The sequence below is a fragment of the Lysobacter olei genome (genome assembly GCF_054777355.1).
Window position 1 is genome coordinate 75,237 of sequence record NZ_BAAHAT010000003.1, and the last position, 26,898, is coordinate 102,134.

24 protein-coding genes are annotated in these 26,898 nt (G+C 67.6%); 17 read left to right on the forward strand and 7 right to left on the reverse strand.

Going from position 1 to position 26,898, the window contains the following annotated elements; translation table 11 throughout:
- Window positions 1-69 precede the first annotated feature (69 nt).
- From ACYVBS_RS05255 to ACYVBS_RS05295, 9 genes are all read left to right on the forward strand, one after another.
- The gene (locus tag ACYVBS_RS05255) at window positions 70-663 is read left to right on the forward strand and encodes a hypothetical protein (protein WP_460822265.1); all 594 of its coding nucleotides are present in this window, start codon (window positions 70-72) and stop codon (window positions 661-663) included.
- A 204-nt stretch (window positions 664-867) separates the two neighbouring features.
- Window positions 868-1,326 (forward strand): SUF system Fe-S cluster assembly regulator, encoded by a 459-nt coding sequence (locus ACYVBS_RS05260; RefSeq protein ID WP_460822266.1) that lies wholly within the window; start codon window positions 868-870, stop codon window positions 1,324-1,326.
- A 16-nt stretch (window positions 1,327-1,342) separates the two neighbouring features.
- Window positions 1,343-2,809 carry a Fe-S cluster assembly protein SufB gene (gene sufB / locus ACYVBS_RS05265; RefSeq protein WP_460822268.1) on the forward strand — a complete coding sequence of 489 codons (1,467 nt, stop codon included), beginning with the start codon at window positions 1,343-1,345 and terminating at the stop codon, window positions 2,807-2,809.
- Between the two features lie 2 nt (window positions 2,810-2,811).
- Complete coding sequence (locus tag ACYVBS_RS05270; protein ID WP_460822269.1) at window positions 2,812-3,006, forward strand: tautomerase family protein; 195 nt, start codon at window positions 2,812-2,814, stop codon at window positions 3,004-3,006.
- Between the two features lie 8 nt (window positions 3,007-3,014).
- The gene (gene sufC, locus ACYVBS_RS05275) at window positions 3,015-3,779 is read left to right on the forward strand and encodes a Fe-S cluster assembly ATPase SufC (RefSeq protein ID WP_460822270.1); all 765 of its coding nucleotides are present in this window, start codon (window positions 3,015-3,017) and stop codon (window positions 3,777-3,779) included.
- Window position 3,780: 1 nt separating this feature from the next.
- Window positions 3,781-5,154: a Fe-S cluster assembly protein SufD gene (gene sufD, locus ACYVBS_RS05280; RefSeq protein ID WP_460822271.1), complete on the forward strand. Its 1,374-nt coding sequence runs from the start codon at window positions 3,781-3,783 to the stop codon at window positions 5,152-5,154.
- A 2-nt stretch (window positions 5,155-5,156) separates the two neighbouring features.
- On the forward strand, window positions 5,157-6,431 hold the full coding sequence (locus ACYVBS_RS05285) for a cysteine desulfurase (RefSeq protein ID WP_460822272.1): 1,275 nt from the start codon (window positions 5,157-5,159) through the stop codon (window positions 6,429-6,431).
- Between the two features lie 67 nt (window positions 6,432-6,498).
- Window positions 6,499-7,146 (forward strand): GNAT family N-acetyltransferase, encoded by a 648-nt coding sequence (locus ACYVBS_RS05290; RefSeq protein ID WP_460822273.1) that lies wholly within the window; start codon window positions 6,499-6,501, stop codon window positions 7,144-7,146.
- Window positions 7,147-7,290: 144 nt separating this feature from the next.
- A complete protein-coding gene (locus ACYVBS_RS05295; protein WP_460822274.1) occupies window positions 7,291-7,614 on the forward strand; it encodes a Rieske (2Fe-2S) protein in 324 nt (107 codons plus the stop codon).
- Between the two features lie 99 nt (window positions 7,615-7,713).
- Here ACYVBS_RS05295 and ACYVBS_RS05300 read toward each other — a convergent pair whose 3' ends face one another.
- Window positions 7,714-8,481 (reverse strand): oxygen-binding di-iron domain-containing protein, encoded by a 768-nt coding sequence (locus tag ACYVBS_RS05300; protein ID WP_460822276.1) that lies wholly within the window; start codon window positions 8,479-8,481, stop codon window positions 7,714-7,716.
- A 278-nt stretch (window positions 8,482-8,759) separates the two neighbouring features.
- On the opposite strand from ACYVBS_RS05300, the gene ACYVBS_RS05305 reads away from it, so the two are divergent.
- Together ACYVBS_RS05305 and ACYVBS_RS05310 are read left to right on the forward strand one after the other, a co-directional pair.
- The gene (locus tag ACYVBS_RS05305) at window positions 8,760-10,874 is read left to right on the forward strand and encodes a TonB-dependent receptor (protein WP_460822278.1); all 2,115 of its coding nucleotides are present in this window, start codon (window positions 8,760-8,762) and stop codon (window positions 10,872-10,874) included.
- A 64-nt stretch (window positions 10,875-10,938) separates the two neighbouring features.
- Window positions 10,939-11,601 (forward strand): PepSY-associated TM helix domain-containing protein, encoded by a 663-nt coding sequence (locus tag ACYVBS_RS05310; protein ID WP_460822280.1) that lies wholly within the window; start codon window positions 10,939-10,941, stop codon window positions 11,599-11,601.
- Between the two features lie 77 nt (window positions 11,602-11,678).
- Here the strand turns inward: ACYVBS_RS05310 and ACYVBS_RS05315 are convergent, their stop codons facing one another.
- Both ACYVBS_RS05315 and ACYVBS_RS05320 read right to left on the reverse strand, forming a co-directional pair.
- A complete protein-coding gene (locus ACYVBS_RS05315) occupies window positions 11,679-12,329 on the reverse strand; it encodes a HutD/Ves family protein (RefSeq protein ID WP_460822282.1) in 651 nt (216 codons plus the stop codon).
- Between the two features lie 161 nt (window positions 12,330-12,490).
- Window positions 12,491-12,751 carry a ComEA family DNA-binding protein gene (locus ACYVBS_RS05320; RefSeq protein ID WP_460822618.1) on the reverse strand — a complete coding sequence of 87 codons (261 nt, stop codon included), beginning with the start codon at window positions 12,749-12,751 and terminating at the stop codon, window positions 12,491-12,493.
- A gap of 229 nt (window positions 12,752-12,980) precedes the next feature.
- Between ACYVBS_RS05320 and ACYVBS_RS05325 the strand changes: the two genes are divergently transcribed.
- Window positions 12,981-14,474 (forward strand): M20 family metallopeptidase, encoded by a 1,494-nt coding sequence (locus tag ACYVBS_RS05325; RefSeq protein ID WP_460822283.1) that lies wholly within the window; start codon window positions 12,981-12,983, stop codon window positions 14,472-14,474.
- 146 nt (window positions 14,475-14,620) lie between these two features.
- Here the strand turns inward: ACYVBS_RS05325 and cysN are convergent, their stop codons facing one another.
- From cysN to ACYVBS_RS05340, 3 genes are read right to left on the reverse strand one after another with little or no spacing between them, the layout of a single operon-like run.
- The gene (cysN, locus tag ACYVBS_RS05330; protein ID WP_460822284.1) at window positions 14,621-16,549 is read right to left on the reverse strand and encodes a sulfate adenylyltransferase subunit CysN; all 1,929 of its coding nucleotides are present in this window, start codon (window positions 16,547-16,549) and stop codon (window positions 14,621-14,623) included.
- On the reverse strand, window positions 16,549-17,472 hold the full coding sequence (cysD, locus tag ACYVBS_RS05335) for a sulfate adenylyltransferase subunit CysD (RefSeq protein WP_460822285.1): 924 nt from the start codon (window positions 17,470-17,472) through the stop codon (window positions 16,549-16,551). The genes cysN and cysD overlap by 1 nt, the downstream gene beginning before the upstream one ends.
- A 45-nt stretch (window positions 17,473-17,517) precedes the next feature.
- The gene (locus ACYVBS_RS05340) at window positions 17,518-18,270 is read right to left on the reverse strand and encodes a sulfite exporter TauE/SafE family protein (protein ID WP_460822286.1); all 753 of its coding nucleotides are present in this window, start codon (window positions 18,268-18,270) and stop codon (window positions 17,518-17,520) included.
- Between the two features lie 157 nt (window positions 18,271-18,427).
- Here ACYVBS_RS05340 and ACYVBS_RS05345 point away from each other — a divergent pair, with 157 nt between their 5' ends.
- Genes ACYVBS_RS05345 through ACYVBS_RS05355 form a run of 3 tightly spaced genes read left to right on the forward strand, consistent with a single transcriptional unit; the run spans window position 18,428 to window position 22,913 of the window.
- Window positions 18,428-20,401, forward strand: a complete 1,974-nt coding sequence (locus tag ACYVBS_RS05345; protein WP_460822288.1) for a diflavin oxidoreductase — start codon at window positions 18,428-18,430, stop codon at window positions 20,399-20,401.
- On the forward strand, window positions 20,401-22,161 hold the full coding sequence (gene cysI / locus ACYVBS_RS05350; RefSeq protein WP_460822289.1) for an assimilatory sulfite reductase (NADPH) hemoprotein subunit: 1,761 nt from the start codon (window positions 20,401-20,403) through the stop codon (window positions 22,159-22,161). The genes ACYVBS_RS05345 and cysI overlap by 1 nt, the downstream gene beginning before the upstream one ends.
- Entirely contained in the window at window positions 22,158-22,913 is a 756-nt protein-coding gene (locus ACYVBS_RS05355) for a phosphoadenylyl-sulfate reductase (RefSeq protein WP_460822291.1), read from the forward strand. The genes cysI and ACYVBS_RS05355 overlap by 4 nt, the downstream gene beginning before the upstream one ends.
- A 1-nt stretch (window position 22,914) precedes the next feature.
- Here ACYVBS_RS05355 and ACYVBS_RS05360 read toward each other — a convergent pair whose 3' ends face one another.
- Window positions 22,915-23,898, reverse strand: coding sequence for a LysR family transcriptional regulator (locus tag ACYVBS_RS05360; protein WP_460822292.1), 984 nt, complete (start codon window positions 23,896-23,898; stop codon window positions 22,915-22,917).
- Between the two features lie 248 nt (window positions 23,899-24,146).
- Between ACYVBS_RS05360 and cysG the strand changes: the two genes are divergently transcribed.
- Window positions 24,147-25,598 carry a siroheme synthase CysG gene (gene cysG, locus ACYVBS_RS05365; protein ID WP_460822294.1) on the forward strand — a complete coding sequence of 484 codons (1,452 nt, stop codon included), beginning with the start codon at window positions 24,147-24,149 and terminating at the stop codon, window positions 25,596-25,598.
- A gap of 115 nt (window positions 25,599-25,713) precedes the next feature.
- Window positions 25,714-26,700 carry a cysteine synthase A gene (gene cysK, locus ACYVBS_RS05370; RefSeq protein ID WP_460822296.1) on the forward strand — a complete coding sequence of 329 codons (987 nt, stop codon included), beginning with the start codon at window positions 25,714-25,716 and terminating at the stop codon, window positions 26,698-26,700.
- The last annotated feature ends 198 nt before the right edge of the window (window positions 26,701-26,898 follow it).

Below are 26,898 nucleotides of genomic sequence, written 5' to 3' on the forward strand. Positions count from 1 at the left end.
CTTTCGGGCGCTGTCCGGTTTCCGGGTGGTGGCGCGTTACCCGAGACTCACCAACAAACCCTGCTACACATGAACAAGTACGCGTTCTTCGGCGCCTTGGCGGCCGTGTTTACCCTCTCGGGCTGCCAGCAGGCCTCGTCCGCCGGTTCCGCGGCGCCTGCCGCCATGGCCAGCGCCGCCCCCACCGATGCAGAAGTGCTGGCGCGCGGCGAATACCTGATCCGCACGACGGGCTGCAATGACTGCCACACCCCGGACTACGGCACGCGCCAAGGTGAGGTGCCCACTTCGGAGTGGCTGGTCGGCTCGCCGCTGGGCTACAAGGGCCCGTGGGGCACCACCTACGCGACCAACCTGCGCCTGCGTCTGGCCGACTTTGATGAAACCCAGTGGCTGGATTTCAGCGCCAAGCTGAAGACCCGGCCGATCATGCCGGACTTTGCCCTGCGCGCGATGAGCGTGGAGGACCGGCGCGCCATCTACCGCTTCGTGCGCTCGCTTGGCCCGGGTGGCCAGCCGGCCCCGGCATTCGTGCCGCCCGGGCAGCCGGTGCGGCCGCCGTACTTCGAACTGGTGTTGCCCGTCCCGACCGGGAGCGTCCCGGCGGCCAGCATCGCCACCCCGGCGGCATCGGCGGCTGCGCAGGCCCCTGCCCAAAGCTGACCCCGCCAAGCCCAAAGGGGCTCACCGCGGCCACTCGTGGCGCTGCGGCGCCCGTCTTGCCGGCAGCTTTGCCGAATCCAGCAGCCCCTGCTGAATCCATGCCCACCGGGTCGCCCGGGGGCGGGGTTCTTCCGTGCTCCCGCGCTTGGCCCCGCAGCGGATAAACCGTACAATTCCGGTACGGATTACCCTCCCCTGCCGGCCATGCTCCGCGTCACCAAGCTCACCGATTACGCGACGGTCGTCCTGACCGTCCTCGCCGCCCAGTCCGATGCCGTGCTCAGCGCATCAGAGCTGGCCGAGCGCGCGGGCCTGGAATCGCCCACCGTCAGCAAGCTGCTCAAGCCCCTGGCGCAGGCCGGGCTAGTGGAAGGCTTCCGCGGCGCCAACGGCGGTTACCGCCTGGCCCGCCCCGCCGACACGATCACCCTGTTCGACGTAGTCGAGGCCATGGAAGGACCGCTCGGCATGACCGAATGCAGCGTCCACGAAGGCAACTGCGGCATCGAGCAGCAATGCGGCATCCGCGCCAACTGGCGGCGGATCAACGATGTCGTGGCCGATGCCCTGCGCGCCGTGACGCTGGCGCAGATGCTGCAATCGCCCACGCCCCCCGACCCCCATCCCGGCAAGCGCATCGACATGCGTCTCGCCACCGCCTGAACCCGTAGGCAGCCCCATGGCCACCGAAGTCACCGACACCGCCCCGCTCGAGAATCGTGAGATCCACGAGCAGCTGGGCCGCAAATACGCTGCCGGTTTCGTCACCGACATCGAATCCGATTCGCTGCCCCCGGGCCTGAGCGAGGACATCATCCGCGCGCTCTCGGCCAAGAAGGAAGAGCCCGAATGGATGACCGAGTGGCGCCTGGCCGCCTACCGGCACTTCCTCACCATGCCGATGCCGCACTGGGCCAAGCTCAACATCGCGCCGATCGACCTGCAGGCGCTGAGCTACTACAGCGCGCCCAAGGGGCCGAAGTACAAGTCGCTGGACGAAGTGCCGCAGGAGCTGATCGACACCTACGACAAGCTCGGCGTGCCGCTGCACGAGCGCGCCAAGCTCGCGGGCGTCGCGGTGGACGCAGTATTCGACTCGGTCTCGGTGGGCACCACCTTCCGCAAGGAGCTGGCCGAGAAGGGCGTGATCTTCTGCTCCATGTCCGAGGCCATCAAGGAGCACCCGGAGCTGGTCAGGCAATACCTGGGCAGCGTGGTGCCGGTAGGTGACAACTACTTTGCCGCGCTCAACTCGGCGGTGTTCTCCGACGGCTCGTTCGTGTTCATCCCCAAGGGCGTGCGCTGCCCGATGGAGCTGAGCACCTATTTCCGCATCAATGCCGGCCACACCGGCCAGTTCGAGCGCACGCTGATCATCTGCGAGGACAAAGCCTACGTCTCCTACCTCGAAGGCTGCACCGCGCCACAGCGGGACGAGAACCAGCTGCACGCCGCAGTGGTCGAGCTGGTCGCGCTGGAAGACGCCGAGATCAAGTACTCGACCGTGCAGAACTGGTACCCCGGCGACGAGAACGGCGTCGGCGGCATCTACAACTTCGTGACCAAGCGCGCCGAGTGCCGTGGCGCGCGTGCCAAGGTCAGCTGGACACAGGTGGAAACCGGCTCGGCCATCACCTGGAAGTACCCCTCGTGCGTGCTGGTCGGTGATGACTCGGTGGGCGAGTTCTACTCGGTGGCGCTGACCCACCACCGCCAGCAGGCCGACACCGGCACCAAGATGGTCCACCTGGGCAAGCGCACCAAGAGCAAGATCATCAGCAAGGGCATCAGCGCCGGGCGTGGGCAGAACACCTACCGCGGTCTGGTCAAGGTCGGCGCGCACGCCGAAGGCGCGCGCAACCACACACAGTGCGACAGCCTGCTGATCGGCAAGAAGTGCGGCGCGCACACCTTCCCCTACATCGAGGTCAAGCACCCCACCGCCACGGTGGAGCACGAGGCCACCACCTCCAAGATCAGCGACGACCAGATGTTCTACTGCCGTTCGCGCGGGATCAGCGAGGAAGACGCGGTGTCGATGATCGTCGACGGCTTCTGCAAGAGCGTGTTCCGCGAGCTGCCGATGGAGTTCGCGGTGGAGGCCAAGAAGCTCCTCGAGGTCTCGCTCGAAGGTTCGGTGGGCTGACCATGCCGATCGTCCGCATAGAAATGATCGAAGGCCGCGACCTCGCGCAGAAGCGCGAGCTGGCCGAAGTGTTCACGCGCGAGATGGCGCGCATCTGCGGCTGCAGCGAAGCCGCCATCCACATCGTCTTCGACGACATCCAGAAGCAGGACTGGGCCATCGGTGGCCAGCTGCTCCACGACAAGCTCCCGGGTTGACCAACGCCATGCTGAAGATCGAAAACCTCCACGTCTCCGTTGCCGGCAAGGAAATCCTCAAGGGCCTCACGCTGGACGTGCAGCCCGGCCAGGTGCACGCCATCATGGGCCCCAACGGCGCGGGCAAGTCCACGTTGGGCAACATCCTCGCCGGCCGTGACGGTTACGAAGTCACCGCCGGTTCGGTGAGCTTCGAAGGCCGCGACCTGCTGGCGCTGGAACCGGAGGAGCGCGCCGCCGCCGGTGTGTTCCTCGCCTTCCAGTACCCGGTCGAGATCCCGGGCGTGAACAACACTTACTTCCTGCGCGCGGCGCTCAACGCCCAGCGCAAGGCGCGCGGCGAGGACGAGCTGGACTCGATGCAGTTCCTCAAGCTGGTGCGCCAGAAGCTGGCCGTGCTGCACCTGAAGGACGAACTGCTGCACCGCGGCGTCAACGAAGGCTTCAGCGGCGGCGAGAAGAAGCGCAATGAAATCTTCCAGCTGGCGCTGCTGGAGCCCAAGCTCGCGATCCTCGACGAGACCGACTCGGGCCTGGACATCGACGCGTTGAAGGCGGTGGCCGATGGCGTCAACGCGCTGCGCGCCGCCAACCGCGCCTTCCTGGTCATCACCCACTACCAGCGCCTGCTCGACTACATCAAGCCGGACATCGTGCACGTGCTGGCTGACGGCCGCATCGTGGAGACCGGCGGGCCGGAACTGGCGCTGGAGCTGGAGCAGCACGGCTACGCGTGGATCAAGGAACGCATCACGCCGGAGGCGGCGGCCTGACATGAGCGCACTGCTCGACTCTTTCGCCACTGCGTTTGACGCGCTGCCCGCGCGCGACGCCGCCGGCCTCGGCGACAGCCGCCGCGCCGCGCTCGACGCCGTGCTGCGCGACGGCCTGCCGCATGCGCGCTTGGAAGCCTGGAAGTACACGCCGCTGCGTTCGCTGGAGCGCCGTGCGTTTGCCGCCCCGGCCACCGCCGTCTCGGCCTTCGACCCGGCACTGCTGGACGGCATTGCCGCGCCGCGGCTGGTGTTCGTAAACGGTCGTTTCGACGGCACGCACAGCGATGCCTCAGGCCTGCCGACCGGCGTCAGCCTGCAGCCGCTGTCGGCGCTGTTGGCCGAAGGTGATGTGCGTGAAACCAACTTCCTCGCCCGCCGCTTTGACCGTGGCGATGAAATCTTTGCTCGGCTCAACGCTGCGCTGGCCGATGAGGGCGTCGTGCTGCGCGCCGAAGCCGAGGCCCGCATTGACGCACCGGTCCACCTGGTCTTCATCGGCACCGCGGGCGCGGATCGTGCCGAGGGCGGCCGCGCCCCAGCCAAGGGCACCGGAACCGACAATGCGACTGGCACCGTCGCAGCATCCGGCCATGACCAGGCCTGGCACCTTCGCCACCTGATCGAATTGCGCGAAGGCGCCGCGCTGACCGTGGTCGAGCACGTGCTCGGCGACGGCGCGCACAGCCATCTGGCCAACAGCCTCACCCACGTGCACCTGGCCAAGGGCGCCGCGCTGCGCCACGCCCGCGTGCAGGACGAGGCCGCCGGAGCCACCCTGCTCGCCCGCACCGACGCCGTACTCGCCCGAGATGCCGTTTACCAGCGGCTGGACCTGGAGCTCGGCGCCGGCCTGTCGCGCCACGAGCTCAACGTTGCGCTGCATGGCGAGTCCGCCCAACTGCACGCCAATGGCGTACTGCTGGCCAACGGCAAACGCCACCTCGACACACGCCTGGGCATCGACCACGTGGCCCGCGACACCGGCTGCGAGCTGACCTGGCGCGGCCTGGGCGCCGGCCGCTCGCGCGCGGTATTCCACGGCGGCATCCAGATCCGCGAGGGCGCTGACGGCACCGCGGCTATGCTATCCAACAAGAACCTGCTGCTCAGCGAAGGCGCCGAGATCGACACCCAGCCGGTGCTGGAAATCCACGCCGACGAAGTCCAGGCCGCGCACGGCGCCACCGTGGGCCAGCTTGACCAGAATGCGCTCTTCTACCTGCGCTCGCGTGGCGTGCCCGCCGAGCAGGCGCGTGCGCTGCTGACCGCTGCGTTCTGCCGCGAAACGTTGGCGGTGTTCGACGACGCTGCGCTGCGCGAGTCGCTTGCCGCGCGCCTCGACGCCGCCCTGGCCCGGATGGAGGCCGCCTGAGCATGGGTACGCTGACCGCTCCCGCCGCCATCGCTCCGGTGCACCCGGCCATCACGGGTGACAGCATCGATTGGGCCCGGATCCGCGCCGACTTCCCGTTGCTGCAGCGTGAGGTGCACGGCAAGCCGCTGGTCTACCTCGACTCGGCCAACACCGGGCAGAAGCCGGCCGCGGTGATCGACGCGGTGGACGACTTCTATCGCCACCACAACGCCAACGTCAGCCGCGCCGTGCATGCACTCGGCAGCGAGGCCACCGAGGCCTACGAGGCTTCGCGCCGCAAGCTGGCGAAGTTCCTCAACGTGCGCCACGACGAGCTGGTGCTGTGCAGCGGCACCACCTTCGCGATCAACCTGGTTGCGTACTCATGGGCGCTGCCGCGGCTCAAGGCCGGCGACGCGATCGTGGTCAGCCGCATGGAGCACCACGCCAACATCGTGCCGTGGCAACTGGTCGCCCAGCGCACCGGCTGCACGATCAAGGTGGCCGAGATTCTCGACAACGGCGAACTCGACCTCGACGCGCTCTACGCCCAGTTGACCCCCGAGGTGAAGTTGCTGGCGGTCACCCACGTCTCCAACGTGCTCGGCACGGTCAACCCGGTGCGCGAGATCTGCCGCGAAGCGCGCAAGCGCGGCATCACCACCGTGGTCGACGGCTCGCAGGCCGCGCCGCACCGACCGCTGGACATCACTGCGATCGGCTGCGACTTCTATGCCCTCACGGGGCACAAGATGGCCGGCCCCACCGGCACGGGCGCACTGTGGGCACGCAAGGAGACGCTGGATGCCATGCCGCCTTTCCTCGGCGGCGGCGAGATGATCAAGGAAGTGCGCTTCGACGGCACGGTGTTCAACGACGCCCCGCAGAAGTTCGAGGCTGGCACGCCCAACATCGCCGGCTTCATCGGCCTGGGCGCGGCGGTGGATTACCTGTCCTCGATCGGCATGGCCAACATCGAGGCGCGCGAGCAGACGCTGCTGGCCCACGCCACCGAGGAACTGTCGAAGATCGACGGCCTGCGCATCATTGGCACGGCTCGCGAAAAGGCCGCCGTCATCAGCTTTGAATTGAAGGGCGCGCATTCGCACGACCTGGCCACCCTGCTTGACCTCGAGGGCGTGGCCGTTCGATCCGGCCAGCACTGTGCGCATCCGTTGCTGCAGTTCTTCGGCGTGACCGCCACCTGCCGCGCCTCGTTCGCGTTCTACAACACGCACGAGGAAGTGGATGCGCTGGTCGCGGCGATCCACAAGACCCGGCGACTGCTTGGCTGAGCGGCCAAGCGCCAAAGAGTCGCGTAACCGACTGCCCCACTTGGCTTCCTGATTGAACGGCTCCCGCATGCAACCCACGAACGCTACAACGGCCCCCGAGCTGCAGCCAGAAACCGAAGCGCAACCGGTGAGCGGCCACGTCAGCGCCGCGGCACAGGCAGGTGCAGCCTGCGCCGCAGGCGCGAGAGTAGCCGCGGAATTGACCTTCCGTGCCGCCACGCCAGAGGACGTCGATGCGCTCGTCGCACTGGTCGAGTCGGCCTATCGCGGCGACAGCAGCCGGCAGGGCTGGACCACCGAGGCCGACATGCTCGGGGGCCGCCGCACAGGTGCGGACGACGTGGGCGCCTGCATCACCCGACCGGACAGCCTCGTACTCGTCGCCGAACGCGCCGGCGAAATGCTCGCCTGCGCGCACATCGCGGTCGAGGATGGCGCGGGCTACTTCGGCATGTTCTCGGTGTCGCCCACCCTGCAGGGCGGCGGCATCGGCAAGGCGCTGTTGGCCGAGGCCGAGCGCGTGGTCCGCGACGCATGGCAGCTGCCGGCCATGCGCATGACCGTGATCGATATCCGCGACGAGCTGATTGCCTTCTACGAGCGCCGCGGTTACGCGCGCACCGGCATCAAGAAGCCCTTCCCGTACGGCGACGCGCGCTTCGGCGAGCCCAAGCGTGACGACCTGCGCTTCGAAGTCCTAGAAAAGCCCCTGTAACTTTCCCCTCTGGCGCATCAGCGCCCAAGGGCGGCTACCGGGTGTCCCGGGCACCGAGCGAGTATCGCGGAGCGAATGCCCGGGAGACCCGGCAGCTGCCCCCGACACACCAATCCCACCAATTCGAGACAGGAACACCACCCCATGGGCGACTGGACCTTCGTTTGCGCCACTTCCCAACTGCTGCCCGGCGAATCCACCGTGGCCTGGGACGGCGACACGCCCATCCTGGTGGTCAACTACGACGGCGATTTCTACGCCCTCGAGGACAAGTGCAGCCACGAGGACTTCGAGCTCTCCGCCGGCAAGTTCAACGGCGACGACGCCACCATTGAATGCGTGCTGCACGGTGCCAAATTCGACGTGCGCGACGGCCGTGCGTTGTGCGCCCCCGCCTACGAGCCGGTGGTGAGGTTCCCGGTCAAGGTAGACGACGTGGGCATCTGGACCCGCGACGACCGCGAGTGATCGCGCTCATCACGCGTCACGACTTGCGACGCCGCAGAGACTGAGCCTCGTCGCGAGTCGCGTCACGCACGACCGGCCTGTCACGCAAAGGCCACCACCTCACACCCGGAAGTCGGCCGGCCCCAGCAGATCAATGCCGCATTCCAGCCGCTCCAGCCAGTCGAGGAATTGGCCGATGGCCTCGCCCCGGAACGGCAGCCCGTGCTGCGGCACGATCATTTGCGGATCCAACCGCCGCACCATGTCCACCCACAGGCGCAGGACCCGGTTGGAGCCCATGTAGCGGCGGTGGAAGCCTTCCATTTTGGCGACGTGCGCGCGGAAGTCCGGCACGAAGCGGTAGGGCTCACCCGAGGGAATCAGCGACGCGCCGACGTCGCCCGAGAACAGGATCCGGGCCTGCGGGTCGTAGAAGCCGAAGTTGCCCACCGAGTGCAGGAAGTGCGCCGGCACCGCGCGGATCACCGCGTTGCCCAGCGGAATCAGTCCGCCTTCGTCCGGCAGCAACAGGTAGCGGTCGGCACCGCTGTTCTTCATGTACCCCGGCACCACATGCGGCACGAAGCGCCCCCACAGTTTGGAGCACACCACGGTGGCCTTCGTGTACAGCAACCACTTGTCCACCGCGCCGATGATGTCCGGATCCTGGTGTGAGCACAGCACCAGGTCCACTTCTTCGGGTTTGACGTAGGCCGCCAAGGCCAGCATCAACGGGTTGTAGACCAGCGCGCCGCCCGGGTCGAGCACCGCCGAATGGCGCCCGTCCTGGATCAGGAACTGGTTTGCCTGCACGCCATCATCGCCACGCACCAGGTCGTTGAAGGCGACGCAGCGGTGGTCTCCGGACTCGAAAAGCACAAACGCCATGGGGAATTGCCACCGGGTTCTTGGAGTCGCGCACTCTAGGGGCCGTCGGGCGGACGCACCTTGATCATTCGCAAATTGCCTCCCGCGACCTTGGTCGCAGCTGACCGCGCGCGACGCCGGCTGCATGACCTGCGCCGAGGCCGGAAACCAATTCGCAGACCAGGCCGAAGGCAATTCGAGTTGGGCTTGATCAAAATCACGTGCAATTCGTGTTGCGAATCATTATCATTTCCACCAACAACTGACCCGGCCCTCCTGGCCGACACACGTTCAAAGCAATGAAGCCCCACTTCCCGAAAGGATCGCCCCTCGCCATCGCCCTGACGCTCGCCATCGCGTTCCCGGCTGCCGCAGCCAGCGAAGGTGAAGGCCACGTCGGCACCGCCACCGCCGCCTCGGCCACCCTGGCCGCACCGACCGACCTCGACAAGGTGGAAGTGCATGGCGTGCACGTGACCGGTTACGACCCCAAGACCAGCCGTACCGCGACCAAGACCGATGCACTGCTGCGCGACACCCCGCAGTCCATCTCGGTGGTGACCGAGGAGCTGATCAAGGACACCGCGATGAACAGCATGGGCGACGTGGTGCGCTACATGCCGGGCATCACCATGGCCCAGGGCGAAGGCAACCGCGACACCACCGTGATCCGCGGCAACAGCTCCACGGCCGATTTCTTCGTCGATGGCCTGCGCGATGACGTCCAGTACATGCGCGACCTCTACAACATCGAGCGCGTGGAAGGTCTGAAGGGCCCCAACGCGATGATCTTCGGCCGTGGCGGCTCGGGCGGCGTGATCAACCGCGTGACCAAGCAGGCCGACTGGCACGACCACGGTGAATTCAACGTGCAACTCGGCTCGTGGGACCGTCGCCGCGCCACGGTGGACGTGGGCCACGGCCTCAACGACACCGCCGCCTTCCGCGTCACCGCCATGGGCGAAGACTCGGAGAGCTACCGCGACGGCTACGAGCTGCGCCGCTATGGCCTGAATCCCACCCTCGCCTTCCGCCTGGGTGAGGCGACCATGCTGAACCTGAGCTACGAGCACTTCCGCGATGACCGCGTGGCCGACCGCGGCGTGCCTTCTTTCCAGGGCCGCCCGCTGGACACCGACCCGGAAACCTTCTTCGGCGATGCCGAGCGCAGCCCGGTGTGGGCCCGCGTCAATGCGTTCAATGCCGTGCTCACCCACGACTTCGCCAATGGCGTGCGGTTGCGCAATGCCACGGTGTACGGCGATTACGACAAGTTCTACCAGAACATCTTCCCGAGCAGCGTCAATGCCGCCGGGACCCAGGTGACGCTCGGCGCGTACAACAACTTCACCACGCGCGAGAACGCCTTCAACCAGACCGACGTGACGTACGGCTTCAACACCGGCACGGTCGCCCATACGCTGCTGGTGGGCACTGAGTTTGGTCGCCAGGTGACCGGAAACCGCCGCGAGACCGGTGTGTTCGGGGCCTCCAACGTCGTGCCCGTGTCCAACCCGGTCTACACCGGCCCGATCACCTTCCGGCAGAGCGCCACCGATAGCACCAACACCGGCACCACCGACATCGCCGCGCTGTACGTGCAGGACCAGATCGAGTTCTCGCCGAAGTTCCAGGCCATCCTCGGCCTGCGCTACGACCGCTTCGACGTCGACTTCACCAATGTCCGCACGGGTGCCAATTTCAGCACTCAGGATGATCTGGTGTCGCCGCGCGTGGGCCTGGTCTACAAGCCGGCCGAGGCAGTGTCGCTGTACGCCAGCTACAGCAATTCGTTCATGCCGCGCGCCGGTGAGCAGCTGAGCTCGCTGTCCCTGAGCAACGCCGCGCTGGATCCGGAAGAGTTCAAGAACTACGAAGTCGGTGCCAAGTGGGACGTGCGCCCTGCGCTGTCGCTGACCGCGGCCGTGTACCGCCTGGACCGGGAGAACGTGGCCGTCGCCACCAACGTTCCGGGGGTGTCCGAACTGGTCAAGGGCCAGCGGACCGAGGGCGTGGAACTCGGCCTCTCCGGCGAGCTCACCGAGCAGTGGAAGATCATCGCCGGTTACGCCTACCAGGACAGCGAGAACCTGCTGACCCAGAAGGAAATCGCCAGCGTGCCGCGCAACAGCGCCTCGCTGTGGAACCGCTATGACTTCAACGACCAGTGGGGCGTTGGTCTGGGCGCGACTTACCGCGACGACATGTACGCGGCGGCCGACAATGCCGTGGTGCTGCCGGGCTATACCCGCGTTGATGCGGCTGTGTTCTACACGGTCAACGCCAACGTCAAGCTCCAGCTCAATGTCGAGAACCTGCTGGACGAGGAGTACTACGCCTCGGCGCACACCAACAACAACATCACCCCGGGTGCGCCGCGCGGCTACTACCTGACCGCCAGCTTCAAGTTCTGATTCCCGCCCCGTCGTTCCTTGGGCCCGCACCTGCGTGCGGGCCCTTCTTCCTTTGGAGCACACGATGAACACCACCACGGCCCCGATCGCGCAGGCGGCAGCCCGACGCCGCGGCAACACCACCTACCGCTGGATTCGCCAACTCCACTTGTGGGTCGGCGCATGGGGCGCGTTGGCCGCGGTCGTCTACGGACTGACCGGGCTGGTGATGAACCACCGGTTTGGCGATGGCGCGTGGCCGCAAGGCGATACGGCGGAAAGCGGCCGCGTGGTGCTGGAGGTGCCCGCGCAGGCCCGCGACACCCCCGAGGCGTTGGCCGCGTGGCTCGGCACAGCGCACGGCCTGGAGCCCCAGGTGATCCGCAAGGCCAAGCCGGAACCGGCGCGACTGGGCGGCAATGACGTCCGCCAGCCCGCCAAGTGGAACCTGTCCGGGGGCACCGCGGCCAAGTCCTGGTCGCTGGAGTACATGCCGGGCAATGCCACGGCGGAAGTGAAGCAGTCGCGCCACTCCCTGCTGGCCGGCCTCAACCGCCTGCACAAGGGCGTGGGCGGCGGCTGGGCCTGGATCGCGCTGGCCGACAGTTTCGCGATCGGCATGCTGCTCTTGGGCCTGTCGGGCATCTGGCTGTGGGCCCGCGGCCGCAGCGCCCGTCAAATGGTGGCCAGCGTGATGGGCGTGTCGGCACTGGTGCTGCTGGTGGTGCTCGGCCCTGCGCTGCTCTGATCCGCCCCTGGTCGAGCCCCACCCTCACGCGCGGGGACCGGTCGACGTTAGTGGCTGTGCGAAGGGTGCGCCTGCCGTCAGGCGCCTTCCCGCGGCGAGAGGCGGATCATCAGTGCTTCGCCGCCACCGTGCAGCACGTGACGCAAGCGGGCCTCGCCCGCCCGGATCAACACGGTGTCGCCCCTCGACAGCGGTGGCAGGTCGTGCGAGCCGTCTAGGGCTGCGCGACCGGCCAGCAGGTGCACCGCCCACAGCCCGCGTGGCTCGGTGAAGATCACCATCGGCCCCACCAGCGGCCGGTGCCAGAGCTCGGCGTTGATGCGCTCGCGGCGCCACATCAGGTTGAAGTCGTGCGTGGGGCCGTCAAGCAGTTCGCCAGTGAGCCCGCGCTCGCCGGCAAACCGCAGGCGCTCGTGCGGCGGATGCAGTTCGTGCACCTCGCCGTCGTCAAACCGCAGGCGCACGCCGTGGCCTGACAGCAGCACCAACTCGCGATCGATGCCGGGGAAGGCGGAAAACGCCGCGTCGCGCTCGATTTCGGCAATGGACAGGCGCCAGTCCCAGTCGGCCGCCGCATCATCGCCATCCAGCGCAAAGCCCTCAGGCGTCAGGCGGCCACGCGCGATCTCGCGCGTCCAGCCCAACTGGTTGCGCCAGCGTTCGCGCCGGTACTCGTTGGCGGGGATCACCTGCACGTATCCGTCCGCCTGCCCGCTGTCGGCCGTCATCCACCCACTCCACATCGGAAGTCCGCCAGTCTAGCCGCCCCGACAGGGCTAACGGACGGTGCAATGCCGCCCGGCCGCGCGTCCTGCGCAACCGGGCGGCACACGTCCATGTCCGGGGGCAGGCCCCGATTCCTCCGGCTATTCCTGTCCGGGTCTGGTGGTCAGCGGCGCCGGGGGGCGGCGCCGACGACAATACGCTCGCGGTTCTTCTCGATGGTTTTCAGGCCGATGCCCTTGACCAGGGCCAGTTGCTCGACGCTGCGGAACGGGCCGTTGGCGGTGCGGTAGTCCACGATGGCCTGGGCTTTGGCCGGACCGATGTTGAGCAGAACCCGATCCAGCGTCGTCACATCGGCGGTGTTGATATCGATTTTCTCGGCGGCATGGGCCGGCTGGCAGGCCAGTGCCAGCAGCCCGGCCATCACCGCGCCCTGCAGTACCCGGATGATCTTCAGCATGTTCGCCTCCTGTGTCCGTGCCGGCCTTCGGCCAAGGACCGCGCCGACGTGGGCACAGTGTCCGGATGGGGGCCGACGGGCGGGATCGGCCTTGAGCGCGCCTCGCCCCGGAATCCGGCGCAGTGGCGTGTAGGAAAATTCCTACCCCCGCCCGCCGGGGTAAAATGGGGGTTCATCACGCACGAGGGCCGTCATGGACGCCAAGCAGGTAGACCGCTTCGTCTCGAAGAAGTGGGACGACGAAATCGTCCCGCAGCTGGTCGAGTACATCCGCATCCCCAACAAGTCGCCGATGTTCGACGAGCAGTGGGTGGAGCATGGCTACATGGACCAGGCGGTCGCGCTGATGGCCAACTGGGCCAATGCCCAGACCATCCCGGGCATGCAGCTGGAGGTGGTGCGCCTGGAAGGCCGCACCCCGCTGATCTTCGTCGAGATCCCGGCAGCCAATGGCGGCAGCAACGACGACTGCGTGCTTCTGTACGGCCACTTGGACAAGCAGCCGGAAATGACCGGGTGGGACGAAGACCTGGGCCCGTGGAAGCCGGTGATCAAGGGCGACAAGCTGTACGGACGCGGCGGCGCCGACGACGGCTACGCCATTTTCGGTTCGCTGGCCGCGATCATGGCCCTGCAGGACCAGAAGCTGCCGCACGCGCGTTGCGTGATCCTGATCGAAGCCTGTGAAGAGTCCGGAAGCTACGACCTGCCCGCCTACGTCGACCATCTGGCCGACCGCATCGGCAAGCCGTCACTGGTGGTGTGCCTGGACTCGGGTTGCGGCAACTACGACCAGCTGTGGTGCACCACGTCGCTGCGTGGCCTGACCGGCGGCAACTTCAGCGTGAAGGTGCTCAACGAGGGCGTGCACTCGGGCGACGCCTCCGGCGTGGTGCCGTCCAGCTTCCGCCTGCTGCGGCAGATCCTGTCGCGGATCGAGGACGAGAACACCGGCAAGATCCTGCTCGACAAGCTGCACGCCGAAGTCCCGCCCGAGCGCCTGGCACAGGCCAAGCGCGCGGCGGAGGTGCTGGATACCGCGGTGTTCGACAAATTCCCGCTGGTCGACGGCCTCAAGCCCATGGCCGATGAGTTGAGCGAGCTGGTACTCAACCGCACCTGGCGCCCGGCGCTGTCGGTCACCGGCGTGGACGGCATGCCGCCGCTGGCCTCGGCCGGCAACGTGCTGCGCCCGCATACCGCGGTGAAGCTGTCGCTGCGCCTGCCGCCGACCACGGACGGCAAGACCGCCGGCGAGCTGTTGAAGGCCGAGTTGTTGCGCGATCCGCCCAACGGCGCGCACGTGACGATGGAGCTGGAAAAGGCCTCCACCGGTTGGAACGCGCCCGCCATGTCGCCGTGGCTGGAAACCGCCATCGACGAGGCCAGCCAGGCCTTCTTCGGCAAGCCGGCGATGTACATGGGCGAAGGCGGCTCGATCCCGTTCATGGGCATGCTTGGCGAGAAGTTCCCAGGCGCGCAGTTCATGATCACCGGCGTGCTGGGTCCGCACTCCAACGCGCACGGCCCGAACGAATTCCTGCACATCCCGATGGGCAAGCGCGTGACCGCGTGCGTGGCGCACGTGGTGGCGGCGCACCATGCCGCCAGCCAGCGCGGCGAGACCAGCGGCGCGGCGGTGGTGGCCGACAGTGGCACGCGCCACGGTGGGCATGGCTGCTGCTGACCTCTGATCGCCAGGTTCGCGTGAAGCACAAAGCCCCGGCCATTGGCCGGGGCTTTGTGTTTATGGGTGCATCACGCGTTGCTTCGTCCGTAGCCGCTGGCGGGGGCTGAGTCCTTCACCTGCGCGCGTGCGTGAGCTTCACCGCATCAGCCCAGCACGCGGTCCACCACCTGCTGCGCCAGGGTTTCGGCATCCGCGGCGGTCGTGTCGAGGCGCAGTTCGGCCGACTGCGGGGCTTCGTACGGTGAGTCGATGCCGGTGAAGTTGGGAATCTTGCCGGCACGGGCCTTGGCATACAGGCCCTTCGCGTCCCGCGCTTCGGCCACCGACAACGGCGTGTCCACGAAGACTTCGATGAACTCGCCTTCGCCGAACAGTTCACGGGCCATGCGCCGCTCCGCGCGGAAGGGCGAGATGAAGCTGACCAGCACGATCAGGCCGGCATCGGTCATCAGCCGCGCCACTTCGGCCACGCGACGGATGTTCTCCACGCGGTCCTCGTCGGTGAAGCCGAGGTCTTTGTTGAGGCCATGGCGCACGTTGTCGCCATCCAGGATATAGGCGTGGTGCCCCATCGCATGCAGCTTCTTTTCCACCAGGTTGGCAATGGTGGATTTGCCCGAACCGGACAGGCCGGTGAACCAGACGCAGCGCGGGGTCTGCCCGAGACTGTGCGCACGCGCCACCTGATCAATGTCGGCGCGGTGCCAGTGGATGTTGCCGGCCCGCCGCAGCGCGAAGTCGAGCGTACCGGCCGCCACGGTGGCGTTGGTCTGACGGTCGATCAGGATGAAGGCACCCAAATCGCGACTGTCGCGGTAGGCCTCGAACGGGATCGGCTGGTCCAAGCCAATATTGCAGTACGCGACCTCGTTGAGCTCCAAGTGCTTGGCAGCCAGGTGCGCCTGCGTGTTCACGTCGACCTTGTGTTTGATCTCGGTGACGGTGGCGGTGACCGTTCGCGTGCCGATCTTCAGCCAGTAGGGGCGGCCGGGCAGCAGGCGCTGCTCGCCCATCCACAGCAGGTGCGCGGCAAACTGGTCGGCCACTTCGCAGGGGCTCGCCGCCGTGGCGATCACGTCACCACGGCTGATGTCGACCTCGTCGGCCAAGGTCAGGGTAATCGCCTGCCCCGCCGAAGCCGACGGCAGGTCGCCATCGGCGGTGACGATGCGCTCCACCCGCGTGCGGCGACCGGACGGCAGCACGACCACCGCGTCGCCCGGCCGAACGACGCCCGTCGCGACCGTGCCCGCAAAGCCCCGGAAGTTCTGGTGGGGCCGGTTGACCCACTGCACCGGCAGGCGGAAACCGATGTCCTCGCGATCACGCGTGACGTCCACCGACTCCAGGTACTCCAGCACGCTCGGCCCGCGGTACCAGGGCGTGCGCGGCGAGCGCTCCAGCAGGTTGTCGCCCTCCAGTGCCGACAGCGGCACGGCGGAAACTTGTTCGATGCCCAACTGCGTGGCGAGTTCGCGGTAGCCATCGACGATGCGTTCGAAAACGCCTTCATCGAATCCGACCAGGTCCATCTTGTTCACCGCCAGCAGCACGTGACGGATGCCCAGCAACGAAACGATGTAGCTATGGCGCCGCGTCTGGGTCAGCAGGCCCTTGCGCGCATCGACCAGCACTACCGCGACATCGGCGGTGGAAGCACCGGTGGCCATGTTGCGGGTGTACTGCTCGTGGCCGGGGCAATCGGCGACGATGAACTTGCGTTGGTCGGTGCTGAAGAAGCGGTAGGCCACGTCGATGGTGATGCCCTGCTCGCGCTCCGCGGCCAGGCCATCGACCAGCAGGGCGAAGTCGATCGCGTCACCCTGCGTGCCGTGGCGGCGGCTGTCGGAGGCCAGTGCAGACAGCTGGTCGTCGAACAGGCGCTTGGTGTCGTGCAGCAGGCGGCCAATCAGCGTGCTCTTGCCATCGTCCACGCTGCCGCAGGTGATGAACCGCAACAGACCCTTGGTCTCGTGCTGGTGCAGGTAGGCCGCGACGGCGGCCGCGGCATCATCATGATCCGGAACGGCCGACGAGGACGGTGCGGCGTGGTCGAACGGGGATGCGGCCATCAGAAATAGCCCTCCTGCTTCTTCTTCTCCATCGAGGCGGAGGGGTCGTGGTCAATCACGCGGCCCTGGCGTTCTGACGTGGTTGCGACCAGCATCTCGGCGATGATCTTTTCCAGCGTGTCGGCCTCGGAGTCGATGGCGCCGGTCAGCGGGTAGCAGCCGAGCGTGCGGAAGCGCACCTTGCGAATTTGAGGCGCCTCGCCCTCGCGCAGCGGCAAACGCTCATCGTCGACGAGGATCAACGCACCGTCGCGCTCCACGACCGGACGCTCGGCGGCGAAGTACAGCGATGGCACCGGGATCTGCTCACGGTAGATGTACAGCCAGACGTCGAGCTCGGTCCAGTTGGAGATCGGGAACACGCGCACCGACTCGCCCTTGTGCACGCGGGTGTTGTAGAGGTTCCACAATTCCGGCCGCTGGTTTTTCGGGTCCCAGCGGTGCTGCGCGGTGCGGAACGAGAAGATGCGTTCCTTGGCGCGCGACTTCTCCTCGTCGCGTCGCGCACCGCCAATGGCCGCGTCGAAGCCGAACTGGTCCAACGCCTGCTTCAGGCCCTGGGTCTTCATCACGTCGGTGTGCACGGTGGCGCCGTGGCTGATCGGGCCAATGCCCTGGGCCACGCCTTCGGGGTTCATGTGCACGCGCAGGTCGATGCCGGTTTCCGCGGCGCGACGGTCGCGAAAGGCGATCATCTCGCGGAATTTCCAGCCGGTGTCCACGTGCAGCAGCGAGATCGGCGGCTTGCCGGGCGCGAACGCCTTGAGCAGCAGGTGCAGCAGCACCGAGCTGTCCTTGCCGATGGAATAAAGCATCACCGGGCTGCGGAACTCGGCCGCGACTTCGCGCAGGATGTGGATGCTCTCGGCCTCGAGGCGATCGAGGTGGCTAAGCGCGGTCGGCGGCACGGACTGCTGGGACATCGGAAGGTTCAAGGGGCAACTCGCGGAAACAGTGGCAATCGTGACTCAAAACGCGCCGAAGTGCTTGAGCAGGGTACGGGCGCTGAGGCCCATCACCAGCAGCCCCACCAGCACCAGCAGCGGACGGGGGTGCACATGGCGGACCAGCAGCGCCCCCAGCGGAGCGGCGGCAACGCCGCCAATGGCCAGCCCCGCAATTATCTCCCAGTGGCCCAGGCCCAAGGTGACCAGGAACACCAGCGACGCGGTCAGCGTCACGAAGAATTCGACCGCATTCACGGTGCCCACGGTCAGGCGCAGGCCATTGCCGCGCGCCAGCAGGTTGGTGGAGACGATCGGGCCCCAGCCGCCACCGCCGATGGCGTCGACCAGTGCACCAAAGAACCCCAGGGGGGCCACGTGCGAGGCGACCTCGGCCGGCGGAAAGTCCCGGAATGCCTTGTAGATGATGATCGCGCCCATCAGCACGAGGTAACTCGCGATCCAGGGACGGAGCGCATCGCCGGGGAGACTGGCCAGCAGGTAGGCCCCCACGCCGGCGCCCACCACGCCGGGCAGCAGGAGTCGCTTGAACAGCTTGCGGTCGATGTTGCCAAAGGCATGGTGGGATGCGGCGGACGCACCGGTGGTGAAGCATTCGGCGGCATGCACGGTGGCACTGGAAATGGCGGGAGGCACGCCAAAGCCCAGCAGCAGACTGGAAGCGGTTACGCCATACGCCATGCCCAGGGCACCGTCGACCAGCTGGGCGGCAAAGCCGATCACGATGAACAGCAGCAGGTCGGGGGGAAGTTCCATCCGCAACGGGGGACATGAAATGGGATGTGGACAGTATCCGCACGTGCCACCTCGCAGGCGAAATACAGCACGGGCATAAGTGCATAACCCGACTTCCTTTCCGTGCGTGGAAACGCTTGCCTAGTCTGGCCGCGTCGAAGTCCGCCGCGGTGCCGCCATGTCTGCCTCCCCCGCCCTCTCCGCACCGCCCTCACTGCTGACACAGGCGCAAGCCACGCTGGTCGAGCAGCTCACCACCAGTCTCGACGGTGCTGGGCTGTGGTGGCTTTCGGGCTACGCCGCAGGGCTCGCACGCACCCACGCCTTGGCCCCCTTGCGGCCGGTCGTGGTGGCTTCACCCGACGCCCCGCCTGCGCCGACGTTGACCATCGTCTATGGCAGCCAGACCGGCAATGCCAAGCGGATCGCGGAGTCGCTGGGGCAACAGCTTGAGGCGGCCGACCTCAACGTGCGGGTCCTGCGCGCCGATGCCTATCCGACCCGCGAACTGAAGCAGGAGCGCTACCTGGCCGTGGTGATCAGCACCCAGGGCGACGGCGACCCACCGGATGACGCCCGCGGCTTCGTCGAATTCCTCACGGGCAAGCGCGCGCCCAGGCTCCCGGATCTGCAGTTCGCCGTCCTCGGGCTGGGCGACTCGAGCTATCCGCAGTTCTGCGCGATCGGCCGCAGGCTGGACGAGCGCTTCGCCGAGTTGGGGGCCACACGCTGGCTGGAGCGTGGCGACGCCGACCTCGATGTGGAAACGGTGGCCACGCCTTGGTTGGCGAAGGCCCTCACCGCCGCGGCGGACGCGCTCAAGCCGCAGGCGCCCCTGGCCACCGTGACCCCGCTGCGTCCGCTCGCAGCGGCCACCGGCGACTTCACCCGCGACAATCCGTTTCACGCCGAACTGCTGGCCAACCAGCGCATCACCGGCCGCAACCGCGACGGCTCGCCTTCGGCAAAGGACATCCGCCACATTGAACTGTCGTTGGAAGGCTCAGGCCTGCAGTACCAGCCGGGCGATGCGCTGGGGGTGTGGCCGCAGAATCCTCCGCGTCTGGTGGAGGCCGTGATCGCCACGCTGTCGCTGGACGGCGAGCAAATCGTCCAGCACGCCGGCCAGGCGCTGCCGCTGCGCGAGTGGCTGTCCAGCCGCCGCGAACTGACGCGGTTATCCCGGCCATTTCTCGTCGCGCACGCGGCGCTGGCCCAGGACGCGTCCCTCAACCAACGCCTGGCAGGGGATCAGGCCGGCGGCTTAGCGGACCTGCTGGCCAACCACCAGTTGATCGACCTGCTGCGCGAACATCCTGCCGCATGGACCGCCGATGCGATGGTGGCGTCGCTGCGCCCCCTCATGCCGCGGCTCTATTCGATTGCCTCCAGCCCACGAGTCGTGGGGGAGGAGGTCCACCTGACAGTCGCGCATATCGAATACCGCGTCGAATCCGGGACCGGCGACGTGGGCGCCGATGGCGTCAACGGGACCAACACCGCAGACGGCAGTGCTTTCGACACGCCTGCGGGTGTCGGGGCGAGCCATCGCGACCATGACCTGCGCTGGGGTGCCGCCTCCAATTTCCTCGCGCGCGCCGCGGAAGGTGAACGCCTGCCGGTGTTCATCGAGCACAACGACCGCTTCCGCCTCCCCGCCGATGGCGGCCGCGATGTGATCATGATTGGTCCCGGCACCGGCGTGGCCCCGTTCCGCGGCTTCGTGCAAGAACGCGCGAGCAGCGGTGCCAGCGGCCGCAACTGGCTGTTCTTCGGCAATCCGCACGCTCGCACCGACTTCCTCTACCAGAGCGAGTGGCAGGACGCACTCAAGCACGGCCATCTGCATCGGCTGGACCTGGCGTTCTCGCGCGATGCCATCGCATCGCTCAACCATGGTGGCGCATCCGAACAAGCACCGCGCAAGACCTACGTGCAGGACCGCCTGCGCGAACACGGCGCGGAGGTGTACGCCTGGCTGGAAGGGGGCGCACACCTGTATGTCTGCGGTGATGCCACGCGCATGGCCAAGGACGTGCACGCGACGCTGCTGGCCCTGATTGCCGAACACGGCGGCAAGTCGGCTGACGAGGCCGCGGACTACCTCAACGCGCTGCAGGCGCAGGGGCGCTACGCCCGGGACGTTTACTGATGAGCACGCATTCAGTCGAAGACATCAAGCGCGGCAGCGGACGCCTGCGCGGCACCCTGCTGGCGTCGCTGGCCAACGCCGTCACGGGCGCGCTGAACGAGGACGACCAGACCCTGATCAAGTACCACGGCAGCTACCAGCAGGACGACCGCGATGTCCGCGAGGAGCGTCGCCTGCAGAAGCTTGAGCCGGCGTACTCGTTCATGATCCGCACGCGCACGCCGGGTGGCGTGGTATCGCCGGCGCAATGGCTGAAGCTGGACCGCATCGCTACCACCTTCGCCGAGCGCGGGCTGCGCATCACCACCCGCCAGGCGTTCCAGTTCCATGGCGTGATCAAGACCGAGCTGAAGCCGACGATGCAGGCGATCAACGCCGCATTGATCGACACGCTGGCCGCGTGCGGCGACGTCAACCGAAACGTGGCGGTGGCCGCCAATCCGCACCAGTCGCGCGCGCATGCCACTGTGCACGCGCAGGCCGCGGCGCTGTCCGAGCACCTGCTGCCCAACACCCGCGCCTACTACGAAATCTGGCTGGACGAAGAAAAGGTCGCCGGCAGCGGTGAGGAAGACGAGCCGGTCTACGGCGCCACCTACCTGCCGCGCAAGTTCAAGATCGGCTTCGCGATCCCGCCGTACAACGACGTGGATGTCTTCGCCCAGGACCTGGGCTTCATCGCCATCGTCGAAGCCGGTGAGCTGCTCGGTTACAACGTGACGGTTGGCGGCGGGATGGGCGCCACCCACGGCGACCCTGAGACCTATCCACGACTGGGAAACGTCATCGGCTTCATCCCGCCGGAGCGGCTGACCGCCATTGCCGAGGCCGTGATCACCACCCAGCGCGACTGGGGCAACCGCGTGGTACGCAAGCGTGCACGGTTGAAATACACCATCGACGACCGCGGGTTGCAGGCCTTCAAGGCCGAGGTCGAGCGCCGCGCCGGTGGCGCATTGCAGCCCGCGCGCGCCGTTGCGTTTGTGCACAACGGTGACCGCTTCGGCTGGGTGCGGTCCGAGGACGACGATGCACGCTGGCACTTGACGCTGCGCATTGTCGCGGGACGCATCTGGGACCGTGACGGGCTCAGCCATCTTACCGGCCTGCGTGAAATCGCCACTTTGCTCAATGCCATCGGCGGCAGCGCCGACCGCATAGCGCCGGCCGGCGACGAAGTCCTGCCTGCCCCCGAATTCCGCATGACCGCGAACCAGAACCTGGTCATTGCCAACGTCCCGCTTGGGTCGCGCGACGCGATTGACGCGCTGGTCGAGCGCCATGCGCTTGATGTGCACCAGCGCGCCACGCCCACCGGCCTCAACGCCATCGCCTGCGTCGCGCTGCCGACCTGCGGCCTGGCCATGGCCGAAGCGGAGCGCTACCTGCCCGACTTCATCGCGCAACTGGACACACTGCTTGGTCGCCACGGCCTGCTGGAGCAGCCGATCAACGTGCGCATCAGCGGCTGCCCCAATGGCTGCTCGCGGCCGTACCTGGGCGAGATCGCGCTGGTCGGCAAGGCACCCGGCCGTTACAACCTGATGCTCGGCGCCGACCACCGCGGCCAGCGCCTGAACACGCTGTACCGGGAGAATGTCGACGAGACGGCCATCCTCGCCGCGATCGACCCGTTGCTGCGCGACTTCGCCGCGCAGCGTGCGCCAGGGGAACACTTCGGCGATTACCTGCTGCGTGCCGGTGTCGTCAGCGTGCCGGCCAAGGACACGCGCACCATCGGCATCGAGGTGGTCGCATGAGCCCGCCGGACCCGATCACCGCGGCCGAGTCCCCGCGCGCGCTGGATGAACTCAACCGCTGGCTCGGGACGCAAAGCGCCGAGGCGCGCGTCGCGTGGGCGCTGGAAGCGCAGGCGGGCGAGCATGCGCTGTCATCGAGCTTTGGCGCGCAGGCAGCGGTTTCGCTGCACCTGGTGACGCGGCAGAAGCACGACATCCCCGTGATCCTGGTGGACACCGGTTACCTGTTCCCAGAGACCTACGGCTTCGTCGATGAACTCACCCGCCGGTTGGCGCTCAACCTCAAGGTTTACCAGCCACAGGCGGACAGCGCGTGGGATGCCGCACGGGTGACGCGCCTGGCCGAGTTGGGCGTGGACGGCATCCGCCGCTACAACCAGGCACACAAGGTGGAGCCGATGCAGCGCGCGTTGCGCGAGCTGGGCGTCCGCACCTGGATTGCCGGACTGCGCCGGCAGCAGTCCGCCAGTCGCGCGCACATCGACTTCCTGGAATTGCGCGATGGCCGCTGGAAGCTGCACCCGCTGGCCGACTGGACCGACCGCGACGTGTGGCAGTACCTGCAACGCCACGACCTGCCCTACCACCCGCTCTGGCACGACGGATATGTCTCCATCGGCGATACGCATTCCACGCGTCGACTGGAAGCAGGCATGAGCGAGGAGGACACACGCTTCTTCGGGCTCAAGCGCGAATGCGGGTTGCACGAGTACTGGGACGCCGCGGGCGCGCCGACCAGCCGGGCAGCGTGATTCAGACCGTGATCGGCTGGCTCAGCTCGGTCCAGGTCGGCGGCGTCGGCCAACTCGGTGCCTGGTTGCCGGCCAGCACCCGACGCAGGTCATGGCGATCGAGTTGCGGCGCCAGCGCATGCAGCAGTTCCAGCGTGTAGTCCCGCAGCACGCGCTCGCGCGGCAGCACCGCCCACGCCACGCATTCGGGAATGGCAGAGGGCGCGATCAGCGCGCGCAGGTCCGCATCGTCGTGCGCGCTCACGGCCATTTCGGCCAGCAGGCCGACTCCGAGGCCGGCGCGCACGTAGGTCTTGATCAGGTCGGCGTCGCGCGCGGTCATCGCCAGTTGCGGTTCCAGGCCTGCCTCGAGGAACGCACGGCGCAACGAGGACTCGGGGCGAATCGATGATTCGTAGCTGACCAGCGGGTATGCCGCCAGTTGGGCCAACCCCGGCGCGGACTGTGCGGCCAGCGGATGGTCCTTTGGCACCAGCACCTGGCGCCGCCAGCGGAACAGCGGCACCGCGATGCCGCCTTCGGGCACGTCGCCGGCAGTGCTGATCAGCGCCAGGTCGGCCTCGCCGCTGGCCAGTTGCGCGAGCACTTCGCCATCGGCGGTCGGCTGCAGGTGGACGCTGACCTGCGGGTAAGCCTGCTTCACCTGGGCAATCGCCGGCGGCAACACAAACCGCGCCTGGGTATGGGTGGTGGCCAGCACCAGCCGGCCCTGGCCGTCGCGACGCTGGTTGGCCGCGTACGAGCGGATGTTGTTGGCTTCGGCCAGGAGCCGGCGGGCGTGCTTGAGCACCTGCTCGCCGCCCGGCGTGACCGCGTCCAGGCTCCGGCCCTTGCGTGAGAACAGCAGGAAGCCAAGCTCGTCTTCCAGTTGCTTGAGTTGCTTGGACAGCCCGGGCTGGGTCGCATGCACGCGCTCGGCGGCCAGGGTGATGTTGAGTCCCGAGTCGGCAATGGCGACCAGGTAGCGGAGTTGGGTCAGGGTCATGAGCGTTGCGTCCGGGGAGGTCGAGGTGCGGCAAGGCGGGCCTTCGGCGGGCACACGGGACACATCAAGGCGGGAGCGATGCTCATGATCAATCTCTATATCCGAATAGAAGGATTCTACTCCCAATTGCGAAACATCAAGCCAGACAATGCTTATGCCTTAGTGGAATAAGGCAAGACCCTGCCGTCATTTCCACAGGGGACGGCCGGGGTTTAGCGTCGGAGGCCCCCTTCCCGTCCAATCCCGCCATGCCCGCCGCCCCGCTTTTCCCGCTGTTCGCCGATGTGTCCGGCCGGCCCGTCCTGGTGGTCGGCGGAGGCAGCGTGGCGCGGCGCAAGGTGACCGCCCTGATGGAGGCTGGCGCCCAGGTCAGCGTGGGCGCACCAGACCTGGACCCTGAGCTCGCCCGCCTCGCACAACGCGGCGACATCCGGCACATCGTCGGGACCTTCGACCCCAACTGGCTCAACGGCGCCTGGCTGGCCATCGCGGCCACCGACCTGCCCGCCGTCAACCGCGCCGTGGCCGTGGCCGGCGAAGCCCGCCGCATCTGGGTGAACGTGGTGGACGATGCGGTGCAGTCCAGCGTGCAGGTGCCTTCGCGCATCGAGCGTGGGCCGGTGCAGATTGCGATCTCCAGCGGAGGCGGCGCGCCGATGCTGGCCCGGCACCTGCGCGAACAGTTGGAGGTTCAACTGGACGAATCCATTGGTGCGCTCGCGACGTTGCTCACCCGCCTGCGCGGCCGCATCCGCGTACGGCTGACCGACCTGCATGCGCGCCGCCGGTTCTTCGAGCGTGTGCTGGCCAGCAGCGTCCCCACCCTGCTTCGCCGTGGCGACGCGGCTGCGGCGGAGCGGGCATTGCTGGCGCAGTTGGACGAGGCGTCCAACACCCCCGCCACCGGCCGCGTGGCGCTTGTTGGCGCCGGACCCGGCGATGCCGGGCTGCTGACGCTGCGCGCGCTGCGCCTGCTCAACGAAGCCGACGTGATCCTGCACGACCGTCTGGTCAGCGCCGACGTACTGGCGCTAGCCCGCCGCGACGCCGAGCGCATCGAAGTGGGCAAGCAGGCGGGCCACCACCACGTCACCCAGGACCAGATCCACGCGCTGATGCTGGAGCACGCCCGCGCAGGCAAGCGTGTCGTCCGGCTCAAGGGCGGTGACGGCTTCGTGTTTGGCCGCGGCGGCGAAGAACTGGAAGTGCTGCGCGCGCACGGCATCGACTACGAAGTCGTGCCTGGCATCACCGCCGCGCTAGCGTGCGGTGCGTACGCGGGCATCCCGCTGACCCACCGGGATCATGCGCAATCGGTGCGCTTCGTCACCGCGCACAGCAAGGATTCCGACGACACCCTCGACTGGCAGGCGCTGGCCGCCGAACGTCAAACGCTGGCGGTGTACATGGGCGTGGCCGGGCTGGAACGTATGCGAGACCGCCTGATCGCCCACGGCCGCGACCCTGCCACGCCCTTCGCCCTCGTCGAAAACGGCTCCCGTCCGGAACAACGCGTCGTGGTGGGCACGCTCGACCGGTTGCCGCACCTGGCCCGCGAGCATGCCGTGCAATCCCCCGCGCTGCTGGTGCTTGGGGAAGTGGCGGCGCTGGCGCCCAAGCTGCATTGGTTTGGGGCCGCCCCCGTAGGGGGCTTGGCGCGAGATGACGCTCTGGACGAGCGACTGGGGCAAGCCGCATGACCCATGCCGCTCCACGTCTTGCGTGCCGATGTTGATCGGGTCGAACGCCCCGGCACATCACTCGCCCGCAAGGCCAACTCGCTGAACCCGGCACTCTTTACCCAAGGACACCCCCATGGCGCTCCACGACAGCATCCTCGACACCATCGGCAACACGCCCATCGTCCGCCTCAATCGCATCGCGCCCAGGCACGTCACGCTTTACGCCAAGGTCGAGGCGTTCAATCCCGCCGGCTCGGTGAAGGACCGGCTTGCGCTGGCCATCGTGCTCGACGCCGAGCGCCGCGGCGTGCTCAAGCCCGGCCAGACGATTGTGGAAGCCACCTCGGGCAACACCGGCATTGCCCTCGCGATGGTCGCCGCCGCACGCGGTTACCCGTTCGTCGCCGTAATGACCGAAACCTTTTCGATCGAGCGCCGCAAGCTGATGCGGGCCTACGGCGCCAAGGTCATTCTCACCCCGGCTGCGGAGCGCGGCACCGGCATGGTGCGCAAGGCGGCCGAACTGGCCGCGCAGCACGGCTGGTTCCTCGCCAGCCAGTTCGAAAACCCCGCCAACCCGGCCTACCACCGCAGCACCACCGGCCCGGAAATCCTGCGCGACTTCGCCGGCAAGCGCCTGGACTATTTCGTCAGCGGCTGGGGCACCGGAGGCACCATCACCGGCACCGGCGAGGTGCTCAAGCTCGCCCGCCCCGAGCTGAAGGTCGTCGCCAGCGAACCCGCCGGCGCCGCGCTGCTGTCCGGCAAGGAATGGCAGCCGCACAAAATCCAGGGCTGGACCCCGGATTTCGTTCCCGGCGTGCTCAATCGCGATATCGCCGATGACGTGGTGCCCGTGGACGACCTGATCGCGCGCGACACCGCGCGACGTCTCGCGGCGGAAGAAGGCCTCTTCGTCGGCATTTCCGCAGGCGCCACGGTGGCCGCCGCGCTGCGCGTGGCCGAAACCGCCCCCGAGGGATCGGTGCTGCTGGCGATGCTGCCCGACACCGGTGAGCGCTATCTGTCCACCGTGTTGTTCGAAGGCGTCCACGAAGGCTCGGACGACGAGTGGCTGGCGTCGCTGGAGCCGGCCACCGGCACCGCGAAGGCGGCCTGAAGTCACGAAGTACGGCCATGGCGCGGACCCTCCGGGCAACCGAGGGTCCGAAAGCATCCGCCCACAGCAATTGCGTGGTGCCTTCACCCCGGCGCGTCCGAGGCGACGGCATTTCGCTCGTGGGAAGTGATTCCCCGTGAAGCACGGCAGCCCGCAGCCCGCATCGGCTGCGCTACGCTTTGCACCTGCGCAGCCCCC

Bases quoted from the DNA above. Each gene is read 5' to 3' on its own strand.
- ACYVBS_RS05255 (WP_460822265.1), top strand. From the start codon at position 70: ATGAACAAGTACGCGTTCTTCGGCGCCTTGGCGGCCGTGTTTACCCTC.
- ACYVBS_RS05260 (WP_460822266.1), top strand. From the start codon at position 868: ATGCTCCGCGTCACCAAGCTCACCGATTACGCGACGGTCGTCCTGACC.
- sufB (WP_460822268.1), top strand. From the start codon at position 1,343: ATGGCCACCGAAGTCACCGACACCGCCCCGCTCGAGAATCGTGAGATC.
- ACYVBS_RS05270 (WP_460822269.1), top strand. From the start codon at position 2,812: ATGCCGATCGTCCGCATAGAAATGATCGAAGGCCGCGACCTCGCGCAG.
- sufC (WP_460822270.1), top strand. From the start codon at position 3,015: ATGCTGAAGATCGAAAACCTCCACGTCTCCGTTGCCGGCAAGGAAATC.
- sufD (WP_460822271.1), top strand. From the start codon at position 3,781: ATGAGCGCACTGCTCGACTCTTTCGCCACTGCGTTTGACGCGCTGCCC.
- ACYVBS_RS05285 (WP_460822272.1), top strand. From the start codon at position 5,157: ATGGGTACGCTGACCGCTCCCGCCGCCATCGCTCCGGTGCACCCGGCC.
- ACYVBS_RS05290 (WP_460822273.1), top strand. From the start codon at position 6,499: ATGCAACCCACGAACGCTACAACGGCCCCCGAGCTGCAGCCAGAAACC.
- ACYVBS_RS05295 (WP_460822274.1), top strand. From the start codon at position 7,291: ATGGGCGACTGGACCTTCGTTTGCGCCACTTCCCAACTGCTGCCCGGC.
- ACYVBS_RS05300 (WP_460822276.1), bottom strand. From the start codon at position 8,481: ATGGCGTTTGTGCTTTTCGAGTCCGGAGACCACCGCTGCGTCGCCTTC.
- ACYVBS_RS05305 (WP_460822278.1), top strand. From the start codon at position 8,760: ATGAAGCCCCACTTCCCGAAAGGATCGCCCCTCGCCATCGCCCTGACG.
- ACYVBS_RS05310 (WP_460822280.1), top strand. From the start codon at position 10,939: ATGAACACCACCACGGCCCCGATCGCGCAGGCGGCAGCCCGACGCCGC.
- ACYVBS_RS05315 (WP_460822282.1), bottom strand. From the start codon at position 12,329: ATGACGGCCGACAGCGGGCAGGCGGACGGATACGTGCAGGTGATCCCC.
- ACYVBS_RS05320 (WP_460822618.1), bottom strand. From the start codon at position 12,751: ATGGCCGGGCTGCTGGCACTGGCCTGCCAGCCGGCCCATGCCGCCGAG.
- ACYVBS_RS05325 (WP_460822283.1), top strand. From the start codon at position 12,981: ATGGACGCCAAGCAGGTAGACCGCTTCGTCTCGAAGAAGTGGGACGAC.
- cysN (WP_460822284.1), bottom strand. From the start codon at position 16,549: ATGGCCGCATCCCCGTTCGACCACGCCGCACCGTCCTCGTCGGCCGTT.
- cysD (WP_460822285.1), bottom strand. From the start codon at position 17,472: ATGTCCCAGCAGTCCGTGCCGCCGACCGCGCTTAGCCACCTCGATCGC.
- ACYVBS_RS05340 (WP_460822286.1), bottom strand. From the start codon at position 18,270: ATGGAACTTCCCCCCGACCTGCTGCTGTTCATCGTGATCGGCTTTGCC.
- ACYVBS_RS05345 (WP_460822288.1), top strand. From the start codon at position 18,428: ATGTCTGCCTCCCCCGCCCTCTCCGCACCGCCCTCACTGCTGACACAG.
- cysI (WP_460822289.1), top strand. From the start codon at position 20,401: ATGAGCACGCATTCAGTCGAAGACATCAAGCGCGGCAGCGGACGCCTG.
- ACYVBS_RS05355 (WP_460822291.1), top strand. From the start codon at position 22,158: ATGAGCCCGCCGGACCCGATCACCGCGGCCGAGTCCCCGCGCGCGCTG.
- ACYVBS_RS05360 (WP_460822292.1), bottom strand. From the start codon at position 23,898: ATGACCCTGACCCAACTCCGCTACCTGGTCGCCATTGCCGACTCGGGA.
- cysG (WP_460822294.1), top strand. From the start codon at position 24,147: ATGCCCGCCGCCCCGCTTTTCCCGCTGTTCGCCGATGTGTCCGGCCGG.
- cysK (WP_460822296.1), top strand. From the start codon at position 25,714: ATGGCGCTCCACGACAGCATCCTCGACACCATCGGCAACACGCCCATC.